This window comes from Acinetobacter sp. YH01010, assembly GCF_013420775.1.
In the GTDB taxonomy this organism is placed as follows: Bacteria; Pseudomonadota; Gammaproteobacteria; order Pseudomonadales; family Moraxellaceae; genus Acinetobacter; species Acinetobacter amyesii.
In genome coordinates, this window is record NZ_VOYF01000015.1 from 36,118 (window position 1) to 49,209 (window position 13,092).

Genomic DNA, 13,092 nt, shown 5'->3' on the forward strand with positions numbered 1-13,092 from the left:
AGAAAACCTTGAAGCATTACAGCTAAAGGCCTCAGAAATAGCACAAATAACCGTTAAAGAGTTGGAAGCACGACACTATTTAGTTTGGTGGTTGAGCTCATATGACCGAAACATGAAACGTGGCTATAACAATGAAACCATTTGCTTAAGCACCTATCAGGTGAATGAGTTTTGTTTTTCATATGCAATCACAAGCGAAGTTGAAAAGTTTTATTTACTAATACAACCCGAAAATTGGTTTTTAAATGATTTAACTTTCGAGTCTGCTTCTATAGATGAAAAAGGCTTAGTTTTAAATTTAGCTGAAGTAAATGATCAGTTATTCAAGCTGTATATATCGCGAATGCAAATCAGATTTAATCTTGATGAAATTCATGCTGAACGTTTAACACACGCAAAGAAATATGCAAAAGAACTGGTCTTTATTCAATACAACCCACAGAAAAATCAGGTCATGAATGTAGGTGTTTCTATCAATTTAGAAAACAACACAATCACTCGAAAATCATCAAATCAAACGGCAAAAAATAAGCGCTTGAAAGGGGCATTCTAATGAAGAAATCAAACTATTTTAAGGTAATTGGTGCAATAGCAGTTTCAACAGTTGTTTCACTTGCTTATGCTGGCTTTACTGAAATTAATAGTTCTGGAGACATTGTATCTAAAGACAGTGCAAATGCTTTACGCACCAGTTTTTCAACACCAAATCAAAATATACCAGCGCCATTACGCACATATTCACTATGGGATAAGATCTCAGAGACAACCAAATATAATGGCACAGTACAACCAAAGCCAACACCTGTTGCAATTGAGAGTACATCTTCTCAAGCACAAAATATTCAAAGCAAGAGCAATATTAATGTGGCTAACATAGAGAGCCAACAGGAAATCAAAAGATTACAGGCAGCACTAAAAGAGAAAGAAACTGAGAATAACAAGCTCAAATATTCAAACCTTGAGATGCAAGTGCAAGTAGTTGAACTAAAAAGCGATATAAACGAACTGAAGCAACAAGTTAACTTTTTAGCAAGCCAGATGCAAATTGTTGAAAGCGATGTGCTTGTAATGAAAAACAAAAAACCAAGTTCTTTTTTAGCACGAAATTAAGCAATGGTTGTGAAGAAAATTACTCAAAAACCTACCAGTGAACAGCAACGAGCAATTGATAAAGCAACACGACTAAAAACCAGTTTTAAATTGATTGCTTTTGCTGGTACTGGTAAGACTACGACATTGATCCATTGTAGTAGTGCTTTGCAACAACTAGGTAAGCTTGGACTATATCTATCATTTAATAAAAAGATGGCAGATGAAGCTAATCAAAAATTCGCTGAATATGGGCTGAATTCAGTCACATGTTCTACATTCCATTCTCTAGCTTACAGAAATATACCTGGTTGGCTGAAAAATAAGATTAACAAACCTACGTTACTTCCTAAAGATATTGTTCAAAAGTTTAAGCTTGAAAACATTCGATTTCAGTACAACGGGAAAAACCGACAACTCACCGATCTAACATTAGCGCTGATTATCCTTAATACATTACGTTATTTTTGTATGACAGTGGATCAGACTGTTACCAATGATCATGCTTACATAGCTTTAAAAGAACAAACATCAATTAAGCGCAATGACGTTCTTGAAGATAAAATCACTTCAATTGCGAAAATGATCTGGAATGATGTAGTTGATCCAAACGGTGATTATGGTATTACACACGATTACTATCTCAAGTGGTGGGTACTGCAAAAACCACAACTTGATTTTGATTACGTGATGGTAGATGAAAGCCAAGATAGTGACCAATTAATACTAGACGTACTCAAACGTCAAAAAGCAAAAGTTATTTTTGTTGGAGATCCATACCAAAGCATATATGGCTTTAGGGGTGCGAAAGATATTTTACAGAACCTAGATCTTGAAGCATTGTACTTAGAACAGTCGTTTCGGTTTGGTAATGCAGTTGCAGATATAGCTAATCTACTTCTCAATAAACTTTTTGGTGAAACCAGACAGTTAAAAGGTTTACCAAGTAAAACGTCAAAAGTTACCACTTTCAGTACATCAAGTTATGCACCATCTTCATTGAACGCGATTATTTGTAGAACAAATGCTACGGCTTTTGAATACTTTTTTAAGTTTCATGGCTACCTTAATGGCGAAAAGAAAATACGTCTTGAGGTTGATGGAAAGCGCAGTAAAGATATTTTCAGTGGGATTTTTCAACTGAGAGCAAATAAACGGCCAACGTGTAAAGAGCTTCAAAACTTTTCTTCCTACCAAGAGCTTGTGGACCATATACAAGTGTTTGGAGAAGTGGAGGGGGCAACTACAGAATTAAAAACCTTTCTGAATCTAACAAACCAATACTCATGGCAAGTGATTGAGTGGGCGTTAGAAAATAGTATGGCTGATGATGAAACTGACCCAAAAAACACTTTGGTCATTAGCACATCACACAAGAGTAAAGGTTTAGAGTGGGATAATGTCCTAATCGCAAAAGGCTTTAACTATAAAATTCTCGATAAAAAGCTAATGATTTCTGCAGATGAAAAACGGCTGTTGTATGTGACCGTAACACGAGCCAAAAACATATTATTTACAGATGGCATTAATGATTTATTGGAACACTTAAATTCAAAAAATACGGAGATTTCAAATGCCTAATCAAGTTGAAGTTCTGCAAAATAGAGTGTTTCAGGCATGTCACAATGCTAGTTATATTCGCGGAGAGTTTCATCACGAACCGTATATCATGGAGCTTGTTAAGAAAAAGGGCTCACAGGTCGCAGATATAATCACACCACTTCTTGAAATGTTTCATCTAATTGAAAAGGAAACAAAGTCAATCTTTAGTTTCACGGAAGATTTTAATTTCAAGCAACGCCATTTTGAACCAGGTGTTTATCTCAAAACTAAAGAGATATTAAATGGTGTAGAAACGTTCGATGGCCTGGCTATCGTTGATATTCCTTCAGGATCTTTTAGAAGCATTGTCATAGATTCAGGCGGTGGAATTGCTTCAAGTAAACATACAATTGAGCAGTTTAAGGAATTAAAGGGGAGATATTTAATTCCATTTTATTTTGATGGAATATATGTGCACCCTCACTGTTATACATATTTTTTCATCGAAAATGATATTAAGAGGGTGATGCCCCTTGAGGCTTATGATTCAAGCAAAGTAGGAAATGAGCAAAACATGGGCTTGCATTGGGTAGAAGAAGCAATTGAATACGGTAATCTTCACTTTGGGTTTGAAGTTGAAACACCAGATACCGAAACAATTATAGAAAAAGTCTAAAACCAAACGACAAAAAAGGGCATCTTATAGATGCCCTTTTTATGTTTTGAAATTAATAAGAAAGGTCGATTGCCACTTGTGCTAAAGATGTAAAAGCAGAGGATTCACACATAAAAGATTGACGAATAAAAAACGATGGATTGTATGAGCTCACCATAGTTTGACTATCACAGTTTTGGCTAAATTTAATATGTTGTGTATTGATTGCTTGCCAAGCTGCAGCATTCTTTTGACTTTCCGCACGAACGTCTTTGATGAAACGTGTTAATGATTGGTTGTATGGTGTATTGCACTTAAGTTCTGGTGAACCGTACTCAGAATCACGCGCTTCATTATAATTAAACACGCATTTTTGATACTCAGCTTGTACCTTGTTATAAGCTTGAATAGCTTCAGCTTTGGTCTTATAACCAGCGTTGGCAGATGACGTAATAATGGTAGCAGCACATAACAAAGCTAAACTTAAAAACTTTTTCATAACCTGATCCTTTATTACTTCATTAATGCCGGAATAAACATTGCCCAACCTAATTTATTGGTCGCTTTACATTGCATGCTTAGTGTTTTGTACTTTGCAGTCTGGCCAGCGTATAACTGATCGCAGTTAGCAAGTAACTGAGTAAAGTTTCGATTGTGATCAGCTAGAACACGCGGAGCTTCTTCATTATTAATATATTTAGAAGCAAGGCTACCAAGCTGACTTGCGCGGTTATAAACATTTGTATAGCAATTTAGGTGTTTTGCATCAAATGGATCGTTAGAAACCGCAGCACATTTAACGTTTACTAAGCGCAGTTTTTCAAGTTCAGCACGAATAGAGTCTGAGCTAGTATTAGCACTAGCATTAAAAGATGCACATGCTAAAAGGCTAAAACCCAATAAAGACAAAAATCTGTTTTTCATAATATTTCCTTTAATTGCTCTATTAAGGGTATTCAGAATAGTAAGGGCATAAACGCATAACAATACCTTCAAATGTAACGGCTTCAGCTAAAGTCACAACACCATCTCGAGGGTTTCTATCGAGGTTTCTGTTCGCATTATATTCACGACTAGGGCTTTTATATGGTCCACCTAAAACTAGAGCATAAAACCCAGCTATTGTTTTATTATTATAGTCGCTTTTACGTTGTCGTGCTTTTACTGCAAGATATAAATCTAATAATTCGACTTGTTGTTGAGCACTCAGTGTAGTGATTTGCTTAGGGTTTGATTTAATTGAAGCTGGTATTCCTCTCGCTGTTAAATCTGAAGCATTAATATCTGTTATACCAATTTTAGTCCATTGACTTAAACCATATGCACCAGCGTTGTTGTCAATTTTAAGATTAAAACCGGCAGATTCAAAACCAAGAATAGCTGCAACGTCATTAGGGTTATAACCATGTTTTAAAGAAACACGTTTAATACCATCTTTAACCGCACCAAAAGCACCTGGTATACCCCAACCACATTTACGATCTGGAGTACCTTGTCCACCTTTTAAGATTTGTGCATCTGAATAAACTTGCCCGTTTCCACCTTCCTCAAAAAGCTGTTTCATTTCAACTACTGCTACTTCAGGAATAACAGTTGGTTGTTCAGCTTTCGTATAAAGTTCATCTACACGGCCAGAATAGCGTTGAGTTTCTGACGCTGTATAAGCTGCCAAAAGAGCCTCTAAGCGTTCATTTTGTTTATGGATCTCTTTAGTCAAATAGTTTTGTGCATTGATAATGTTTAGCTTTTCAATCAAAAGCCCCATCATCGACATAGTTGCTAATTCATTAAACCATTTAGAGTTGCCATAACGTCCAGTACCAATGTTTTCAATTAATTCTGCTGGCGTAGAATTAAGTGCACCAATATCAAAACCCACATCATCAGCCGTACCACCAAAAATAGTTCTAGGCGGTGCATATTGAGCAACATCATTTGCATAAATGGTACCGCTTGCAGCTGCTTCAGGTGAGATAGTACCGTCAGCAATCATTTGAGCGACTTGCACTTGTGCAGATCCATAAGCATCCATCGAAACATCGCCACTAAATGCAAGTGCTGGAAGCTTTTTGCCTTGTTTTACTGCAATGCCATCTACCGATGAAGAAACGGGGAGGGTGATTCCTGTTGATGATGAATATAAGGCATTCCATTGAGTCCTAATGGTGTTACCCAAGTACGGTGTGTATTTGTTTTCTAATGCTTGTCCTTGTGGCGAGACACTAATCACAACGTCTTGAGGTAAATATGGCGTAGGATCTGTTAACTTATATTCAGAACTACCCACATATGGCGCAGATCCTTTAACGCGTTGCTGAAGTGCAATGGATGGATTTTTAAAAACTTGATCTAAGTTTTTATTCAGCCAAACATCTAGCCCACGTTTTGCCTTTACACCATATTCAATGTGCAAATGCACGGCACATGAACCACAGCCTTTATTTGACATGTGTGCGATGTTTTGACCAGCTTGAATACGTTGACCAGGGTAAGCGTTATATTTTTTTTGATACGATGGATCAGTATGGCGATACATGATTCGATCGCCAGTATCCATCTGCATAATTAGTGGGTTAGTGGTTGATTGGTTGCTTGCACCAGATGAACGTGTGTCATAAGAGACAATAGAACCTGAACCAATTGCTTTAAGTGTAAGGTCATTAGGATTCGCACGACTAATATCAATACCGTTATGACTACCAGCAGCGCCCCCTCGCAAACGAAATTCACCAAAACGACCAGCACTACGGCGCCCATCATTCGGCATGATCGAATATTTATGGAAAATCATTTTTTGAGCGTTGTTAGGAACTTTTGCCGTATTAGCATTTGTAGCGGTTACGTTTTCAGAAATAGGATCGGCGTTAGCGGTATAAATAAAAGCCGAACAAGTCACTAAAATTGCGACTTTAATGCCACAGCTCAAGGGCTTTAATTGAAATGAGGGTTTAAATTTCATAAGTGAATCGCCAGGCTTAAAGGAAGTTCTTAAAATAAATTAACTTCTTATTAAATGTCCCTAATAGCTAAGTGGACGGATTAAGTATATACGATTAAATACTTATTTTATACTTTAAAAAAAGTTTTTAGGTTTTGTTTTAAGATAGTATATACATATAGCGTTAATCTTATTGATAGGTTTAAGAATAAGGTTACATGGTTTTAATATTTTAATTTAATAAAAGTAGTGAGGTATCTAAATATGTTAAATCACGCACACGTTTTAAGCGCTACTTTCGACCAAGCGATTGACCGTGCTTCAATGGGATTAGACTTTTTAATCCAAAACAAAGTACACATGAAGAATGAAAATGCCTTGTTAGCTCACATTGAAATGCTAGAAAACAGAATCAAAGGTATTACAAATCAGTACAACGAATTGGTTACTGAAGCGAACGCACACATTGATGACGTTACAAGCAAGCACAATGAGCTGGCGAACAAGTACAACAATGTTTGCGCCCAAATGAAAGCAAAAGACATCGAGCTTAATAACAAGCAAATTGAGTTAGAAGAAGAGCGTATCAACAACTTTGACTTACTTGTGCAAAACCGTTCATATAACAATTTGAACCGTGCTTACAGTCATGCAGTTGGTCAGCTAGAGAAAGATCAACAGCAACTTGTTAATATCGGCGTTCGTAGATTTATTTTTAACTCTACAAACAAAAACAACATTCAGAAAATCAACTTTTAATTATGAATATTTTGATAAAAAAAATGGTGCTTATAAAGCACCATTTTTTATTGTCTAGATTTTAAGGTTTACCTTTAAACTTAGACAGAGTTGAACTTAAACCTGAACGCACACGATTAGTCATAGTGCTACGGCCAGAAATATTAGATTTCTTGGTTGCACTAGAACTAGCACCAAAACGTGCATTAGGAGTCGAACCAGTACCATACGTATAGCCAGTACCACTTGCAACATTCACACTACCGAAAGTAGAACCAGTCTTAGATGCTGATGCTTTAGCTACACCACGATTAAACGTAGAAGCTGTTTTTCCGTAAGCATTTGCACCATATAGACCACCACCAGTAGTAGGCGTATTATTTGTACCACTTACACTTGTAGCACCCATACCGAATGTAGATTGACCTTGGCTTGGGGTAGGTGATGTTGGTTTAGCACCAAGACCAGTTCTACCACCCGTACCACCAGTGACACCACTTGGAGTAATACCACCTGTACCACCAGTTGCAGCGCCAAAAGAAGCGGATCTAGCTGGCATGTTTACAGGGCTATATGCAGTCGTACTACCAGTACCGCCTAATGTATTACCACCTGTACCACCATTGCCACCACCACCACCTTTCGGATTATTTGGACCACCCTTACCACCATCAGGACGTCTACCAGGCGGTAAAGGACGGCGAGATGCTGGAGATGGACCAGACAACGTACTTGCAGCGCCACCAAACTTTTGAATAGCTTCTTTTGAGTTTGTTTCACCCCACTGACCGCCATTCAATCCAGAACCAATCCATTGTTGTACTTGGTCAGCAACACTAAATACCAACCCGTAAATCAGGTAGATCGCTGAAGTCATCAAGAATAGATATAAGAAGAACTTCCAGATAAACGTAATCAGCTCAGTAAAGATAACTGTAAACGTATTAGATGAATAAGCGATGCTCATTGCACCTTGGTAGCTAAAGAACATATCAGTAAGCGTAACAAGAGCTGGCCCGATAATAATTTCAGCCATCCAGAAACCAACAATGATAAATATTGGTCGCATGAACAACGTTAATACCGTGACATAACCTTGTGTTTGGCTACCGACAAAAGTACGCTCAGGGATCATGTGCATTAGCGCCCATAAAGGCAAACCACACACAGCGTATAGGATATGGATGATCCAACCTACACAAGCTAGACCAAAGAAGATCATTGGCATATATGGAATAACAACCGCCATCCACACACCAAGAATCGTCAAATACGTTACTAGCTGACCAAGGATAGGAGCAAAGATATTTTCAACGGCATATTCTAAAGCGTTGGTGCCTTCTTCAGTTACGCCCTTAAGCCCTGGTACCCATTGAACAAGAGCAGAACCAGAACGAGCAGTAAGCACGACTAATTTCATGCCGACAACAGTACCTTGAGCCACAGCTTTATAGACTAAGATTGCTTCACCAGTATCTTGAATATTACGGATAACATTCGTATTGCGGTGCAATGTAGTAGGGCTGATATTTGAGCTTGACGAATTATTATTTAATAATTCCGCATCGCCTTTTTCACCGACCAATACACCCATTACCAATGATTTAGTAATGTTTGTTGCCCAAGCAGAACCATATGCCGAAAACTTTTGATCGATGTTGGATACTTTGTTTGAGTCACCACCATCGGTAGACATTGATATTAAGTTGGTAGAGTCGGCAATATCGCCGTTTGCCACCCAATTATTGTTGGATGTAATGCTACCAACAGCATTATCCATTGCAACATAAACGGTGTTATAAATTGCTTCACCTTTTGAGTTGCTCATGATTGCTGAATTCAGTGTAGGAGGGCTGAACGTCCACAAAGGTTCAGTAATATACTTCTCAACAATAGCGCGATATTGACCTACTTTAATACGAGCTTCAGGCGTCATCATCCAACCGCGCTGATTTAGCGTATTAACAACAGTTTGAACCGCAGTATAGCCATTTTCAGAAGTCAGAACATTATTCGTTACGGTATGACTCTTATTCACATAATTATCAACTAGCGCATTGAAAGCATCCATAGCAGCTTTACTAATCGGGAATGTTCCTTCCTGTTCAGTGGCATTAGGGCTTACTTGATATGCGATATACCACTTTTCTAAATCGATAAAGAATTGACGATATAGATTGTTCTTTTCTTGTTGTAACTTAGCTTGAACATTTGCCAAAGCAACGTTGATCTTGTTTTGATCTGATTGGCGAAGTTTATAAACAGGAATGTCCATTAACTCAGCATTAACCGCAGCTGGATTAACAACGTTCATTGAAGCACCGCCACAGATCGGCTCTTTTTTGCCCCCAACTTCTAAACGGCTGTCAGCGTAAGCGAAGTTATAAGTAACAGATGTCCAGTTACTTGCAGTTTTAGCGGTTTTATCAATGTAGTTTTGCTTTTTCTCTACTGCAGTCATGCTAACACCAGGATTAGCATTCGCCCCATAAGCACCATCACTAAAATAGCGCCCGAATGCTGGCGGTAGAGTATAAAACTCTTGGTTTAGAACGTTAATACAATGCAACTGGCGAAGCATAACAGGCGCATTTTTCCTAAATCCAAAGATGTCACGCTGATGATCGTGCGTATCTGACAAACTAGCCGAAGCCATTAAGGATTCGCCTAACGTTCTATTATTAATTGTATTGGATACATTATTTGACCATAGCACCATACCTAGCACGACTACTTGAATGAAACAGTAGCCGGACGCCGTAGGTAAAAGTAAAATAATCGAATATAATATTCGGGAAAACATCGTAGTGACTTTTGAATCTTTCCCGAAAGCTTCACCGTCCTGGGCGCTTTTCAAAAGTGCTGTTAAACCAATACCGATCGCAAAAACCAAAACCAACGACATTGCCACACTAGCTACACCGCCTAATAATATATTAGTGAGTAAACCTGATGATGGTACTGTCGAGGCTGGTCCAGACGCATTGATAAACGCATTGATGAAGTCGTGTCCAAAGATAGATGAGAGAAGAGTAACGGCTTGGTCGCCATCACAATTCGGATTTGTCGATTGACAAAATAAACTCATAGCTAACTCACCGTTTTTCTTAATGCTTCTTATACATCGCTTACTTAAGACGACTAAAAGCAAAGTGTTATAAATTACAAGTTAGACGTTTAACTAAAAGGCTTAATACCTTTTAACCAAAGAATCATTAAAACCATTTTATTACAAATAACAATGGTTTTTAAATTAGCAATAATGTACCACAAAACTGTTATTGGTATATACAGAAAGTTTAAACATGACTTGCTAATTGTTTTAAAGATTTAGTTTAAATACAAGAGACTATTATGGATAAAGCAAAGTTTACATCTCACTTAATTTTACTGTCGGAAATTAAGAAATCTGTATCTAAAGATATGGGGAAAGATATAACTGTTTTAGAGTTATCCTACATACTCAACCAAAGCATAAATCCTTTAATGGCAATAACTTATAAAGAAAAACTAGATAAAATAAATACTTTTGAATTAGATCCTATTGAAGTTCTCAAAAAACGGAAGAACCTAAAAATATTAAAAGTATTAAACCTCATGCTTACGTTAAATCTAGACAAAACCATTAAAAAAGACGATATAGAAAGTTACAACGAGTATAAAGACAAGTTTTTAGAGAACATCGCAACAATAGGTTTAGACAGATTAGAGCAAGAAGCGTTAAAGGTACAAATTGAAAATTTATTGAAGTATAATTGGGTATCTTAATACATCTCTTAATTTTAAGATTCTGACTTTAATAAAGGGTTTAAGCCAAATGGAAAACATACAGAACGAAGAAGATATACTTCAAGACGCGACCAGAGCCGTTTTTAATTGTGGCACTAGTTTTAGTGAAGCTAAAGTAGTTTCCCTTACTGACGAGTTTAACCCACAACCTACACTACAAACACAACGAACCAACCTAAAATATATCTACGACAATAAACTACCGAATGAAATTGGACGTCAATTAGCGCAAGAACCAGAATACCAAGAAGAAACACGTTCATTACTTGTTGGTCACTTTAAAGAAATGGCTCTAGAAGATTTAATTGAGCAGCAAGATTACCAAAACCGCTACAAACAAACAGATCCAGAATTGGACCAAGACAATGAATCTGAAAACAATATGGATAATGAATACACATCACGCCCACCAGAGCCTAGACCTTGGTAAGCCTAACCATTAAAAAGAAAATGCCCGAATGATGGGCATTTTTTATATCTACGTAATATCTAGCTTCAAAAGTTCAGATGGATCTATGCGCTGACGGAATGAACATGCGAGTTCTTTTACAATTTGATTTTGATATTGTTTGCGGTCGAATGTGTCAAAAGCTGAAACCTCAATTTCAGGATCAGTGATTGCATTTAGAAGATCCTTGGTTGCATTGAGTGATGCTGTAGGACAAACATAGATAAGGTTAAGCACTGAAGTACGAAGCAAAATATCTAATAAGTGATATTTGGGCGGTTCCAGTTCCTTATCTACATTAGAAAAGTAGTTCACAAGATAAATGTCATTTGATAAATGCAGATTGATATTGTCAATGAGATCTTTGGTAACACCGTCAAGAATGCCATTCACCTTCAACAAAAGTTCAGTGTTTTCTATGTCTTTAATTTTTTGCGTATCGACACGTTCATTAAATAAGTTGTTTAGATTTCTCAAAAACTTTGGTTGTGGCGCCGTAGTTTCAAAATACATCTGATTTTTAATACGGTTCTTCATGTAAGTTTGGATCATCTTAGCTTCAGAAGAAAGAAACTCAATCTTAAACGTGTCGTATGACACTAGATCAATAAATACTTGCTGGCCAGCACCCGACTTAATATCAAACCAGTTCATAAAAATACTGGCTTTGAGTGATTTCAATTGTTTAAGAATAGCCGTCTTCTCAAAATCATTCATATTGAAGTAGCTACTTGAAAAAGTATCGAGATAAAACTTCCATTTATCTTGCACTATATTCCACGCTTGATTAATAGAAATGATTGGAGCATCTATAATTTCATCTTTGATGAATTTTGACAGCTCATATAATTCATTTAAACGTGCTTGGTAGTTGAAGTCTTGAGTAATCACATTCTTTTCTGATGTTGTGGACTCAGAATCCTCAAGATCCGCACCAACCAATAAATAAGCATCGGTTACTTTTGGTGTTTCCTTATTTGACGGTGCTGGTACTGGAGCACTAGAAAGTTCAGTGGAAAAAGTTTCATCATCTTCCGCTGGCGTATACGGCGGTGTAGTCTCTTCATTAGGAGAACGTGCGTCTGTACGTTCAGCAAAAAAGTAAAACAATTCTTCTTGCGGTGCAACTTTAAACGGCGTCACATTATTATTGATGATTGCTTTTACAATATGGTTTGCCAGTTTAAGCGTGTAGGATAGGGCATGTATATAAAGCTCTAATGTTGCAAAGTTACTGGTATCAACTTCATTAGCACCAAACCAAGATAGGTTACGCAGTTCAAGCCAGCTCGTGAAAGAAGCGTGAGAGCTATTAAAACTTAGATCTACGGTCTTGGACAAATAGATAAAAACGCAAAACAAAAACCTATTTTTGTACTCATACTTAAATACATCAGAATCGGTCCAGATCTTATTCTCAATGAGAGCAAGAATGTAATTTAAAAGCTCATGGTGTTTAATCGAATCGATTAAGTTGTCTGGTAATACTTTTAGTTTATTAAGGTGTGGTTTTACAGGTGCATCATTGGATGGTTTAAGGAAGTGGTAGAACAAGTTAAATGTTTGCGTATCATCTATATCAATTACAGGTTCATAATCATCTTCATCTACGTTATTTAGATCCTGTTGAATATCGACTATTTGCCCGGTGTGACCTTCTGAACGGTCAATCTGGCAGATACTAAAAAGAACAGGCAAAACCCCGACAATATTACGGTTGTCAATTGTTTGATAGTGGGTATCAAAAAATATCGTATCAGCTAAAAACGTACCTTTATGATAGTTGAGAAAGAAGAATAGTACGTTATTTAAAGAACGGTGATTTTCACCAGAAGAGGTGTTAGAAGTAGCGTTAAAGTCATCGAAAAAAACTAAATTTGTATCCATCTAAAA

12 protein-coding genes are annotated in these 13,092 nt (G+C 37.1%); 7 read left to right on the plus strand and 5 right to left on the minus strand.

Annotation, left to right across the window (positions count from 1 at the left end):
• The first annotated feature begins 112 nt into the window (after positions 1 to 112).
• The 4 genes from FTT77_RS13335 to FTT77_RS13350 are packed head-to-tail and all read left to right on the plus strand — an operon-like array spanning position 113 to position 3,307.
• The gene (locus tag FTT77_RS13335; RefSeq protein ID WP_228254382.1) at positions 113 to 553 is read left to right on the plus strand and encodes a hypothetical protein; all 441 of its coding nucleotides are present in this window, start codon (positions 113 to 115) and stop codon (positions 551 to 553) included.
• Positions 553 to 1,110, plus strand: coding sequence for a hypothetical protein (locus FTT77_RS13340; RefSeq protein WP_005028652.1), 558 nt, complete (start codon positions 553 to 555; stop codon positions 1,108 to 1,110). Before FTT77_RS13335 ends, FTT77_RS13340 begins: the two co-directional genes overlap by 1 nt.
• 3 nt (positions 1,111 to 1,113) lie before the next feature.
• Positions 1,114 to 2,670 (plus strand): UvrD-helicase domain-containing protein, encoded by a 1,557-nt coding sequence (locus FTT77_RS13345; RefSeq protein ID WP_044100668.1) that lies wholly within the window; start codon positions 1,114 to 1,116, stop codon positions 2,668 to 2,670.
• Positions 2,663 to 3,307, plus strand: coding sequence for a hypothetical protein (locus tag FTT77_RS13350; RefSeq protein WP_005028658.1), 645 nt, complete (start codon positions 2,663 to 2,665; stop codon positions 3,305 to 3,307). Before FTT77_RS13345 ends, FTT77_RS13350 begins: the two co-directional genes overlap by 8 nt.
• Positions 3,308 to 3,359: 52 nt before the next feature.
• Here the strand turns inward: FTT77_RS13350 and FTT77_RS13355 are convergent, their stop codons facing one another.
• Genes FTT77_RS13355 through FTT77_RS13365 form a run of 3 tightly spaced genes read right to left on the minus strand, consistent with a single transcriptional unit; the run spans position 3,360 to position 6,245 of the window.
• Positions 3,360 to 3,785 carry a hypothetical protein gene (locus FTT77_RS13355; protein ID WP_005028662.1) on the minus strand — a complete coding sequence of 142 codons (426 nt, stop codon included), beginning with the start codon at positions 3,783 to 3,785 and terminating at the stop codon, positions 3,360 to 3,362.
• Positions 3,786 to 3,799: 14 nt separating this feature from the next.
• Positions 3,800 to 4,210, minus strand: a complete 411-nt coding sequence (locus FTT77_RS13360) for a hypothetical protein (protein ID WP_005005820.1) — start codon at positions 4,208 to 4,210, stop codon at positions 3,800 to 3,802.
• Positions 4,211 to 4,232: 22 nt separating this feature from the next.
• Positions 4,233 to 6,245: a peptidoglycan DD-metalloendopeptidase family protein gene (locus FTT77_RS13365; RefSeq protein ID WP_005028664.1), complete on the minus strand. Its 2,013-nt coding sequence runs from the start codon at positions 6,243 to 6,245 to the stop codon at positions 4,233 to 4,235.
• Positions 6,246 to 6,488: 243 nt separating this feature from the next.
• On the opposite strand from FTT77_RS13365, the gene FTT77_RS13370 reads away from it, so the two are divergent.
• Positions 6,489 to 6,983: a hypothetical protein gene (locus FTT77_RS13370; protein ID WP_005028665.1), complete on the plus strand. Its 495-nt coding sequence runs from the start codon at positions 6,489 to 6,491 to the stop codon at positions 6,981 to 6,983.
• A gap of 61 nt (positions 6,984 to 7,044) precedes the next feature.
• Here the strand turns inward: FTT77_RS13370 and FTT77_RS13375 are convergent, their stop codons facing one another.
• Positions 7,045 to 10,050, minus strand: coding sequence for a DotA/TraY family protein (locus FTT77_RS13375; protein WP_005028667.1), 3,006 nt, complete (start codon positions 10,048 to 10,050; stop codon positions 7,045 to 7,047).
• 266 nt (positions 10,051 to 10,316) lie between these two features.
• Here FTT77_RS13375 and FTT77_RS13380 point away from each other — a divergent pair, with 266 nt between their 5' ends.
• The gene (locus tag FTT77_RS13380; protein ID WP_005028668.1) at positions 10,317 to 10,730 is read left to right on the plus strand and encodes a hypothetical protein; all 414 of its coding nucleotides are present in this window, start codon (positions 10,317 to 10,319) and stop codon (positions 10,728 to 10,730) included.
• 49 nt (positions 10,731 to 10,779) lie between these two features.
• Positions 10,780 to 11,181: a hypothetical protein gene (locus FTT77_RS13385; RefSeq protein WP_005028669.1), complete on the plus strand. Its 402-nt coding sequence runs from the start codon at positions 10,780 to 10,782 to the stop codon at positions 11,179 to 11,181.
• A gap of 48 nt (positions 11,182 to 11,229) precedes the next feature.
• Here the strand turns inward: FTT77_RS13385 and FTT77_RS13390 are convergent, their stop codons facing one another.
• Positions 11,230 to 13,086, minus strand: coding sequence for a hypothetical protein (locus FTT77_RS13390; protein ID WP_005028670.1), 1,857 nt, complete (start codon positions 13,084 to 13,086; stop codon positions 11,230 to 11,232).
• Positions 13,087 to 13,092: the final 6 nt, after the last annotated feature.

Excerpts from the sequence above, each read along its gene's own strand:
- FTT77_RS13350 (WP_005028658.1), top strand. The coding sequence starts at position 2,663 with ATGCCTAATCAAGTTGAAGTTCTGCAAAATAGAGTGTTTCAGGCATGT.
- FTT77_RS13340 (WP_005028652.1), top strand. The coding sequence starts at position 553 with ATGAAGAAATCAAACTATTTTAAGGTAATTGGTGCAATAGCAGTTTCA.
- FTT77_RS13335 (WP_228254382.1), top strand. The coding sequence starts at position 113 with ATGAAACGTGGCTATAACAATGAAACCATTTGCTTAAGCACCTATCAG.
- FTT77_RS13360 (WP_005005820.1), bottom strand. The coding sequence starts at position 4,210 with ATGAAAAACAGATTTTTGTCTTTATTGGGTTTTAGCCTTTTAGCATGT.
- FTT77_RS13380 (WP_005028668.1), top strand. The coding sequence starts at position 10,317 with ATGGATAAAGCAAAGTTTACATCTCACTTAATTTTACTGTCGGAAATT.
- FTT77_RS13375 (WP_005028667.1), bottom strand. The coding sequence starts at position 10,050 with ATGAGTTTATTTTGTCAATCGACAAATCCGAATTGTGATGGCGACCAA.
- FTT77_RS13370 (WP_005028665.1), top strand. The coding sequence starts at position 6,489 with ATGTTAAATCACGCACACGTTTTAAGCGCTACTTTCGACCAAGCGATT.
- FTT77_RS13345 (WP_044100668.1), top strand. The coding sequence starts at position 1,114 with ATGGTTGTGAAGAAAATTACTCAAAAACCTACCAGTGAACAGCAACGA.
- FTT77_RS13365 (WP_005028664.1), bottom strand. The coding sequence starts at position 6,245 with ATGAAATTTAAACCCTCATTTCAATTAAAGCCCTTGAGCTGTGGCATT.
- FTT77_RS13390 (WP_005028670.1), bottom strand. The coding sequence starts at position 13,086 with ATGGATACAAATTTAGTTTTTTTCGATGACTTTAACGCTACTTCTAAC.
- FTT77_RS13355 (WP_005028662.1), bottom strand. The coding sequence starts at position 3,785 with ATGAAAAAGTTTTTAAGTTTAGCTTTGTTATGTGCTGCTACCATTATT.
- FTT77_RS13385 (WP_005028669.1), top strand. The coding sequence starts at position 10,780 with ATGGAAAACATACAGAACGAAGAAGATATACTTCAAGACGCGACCAGA.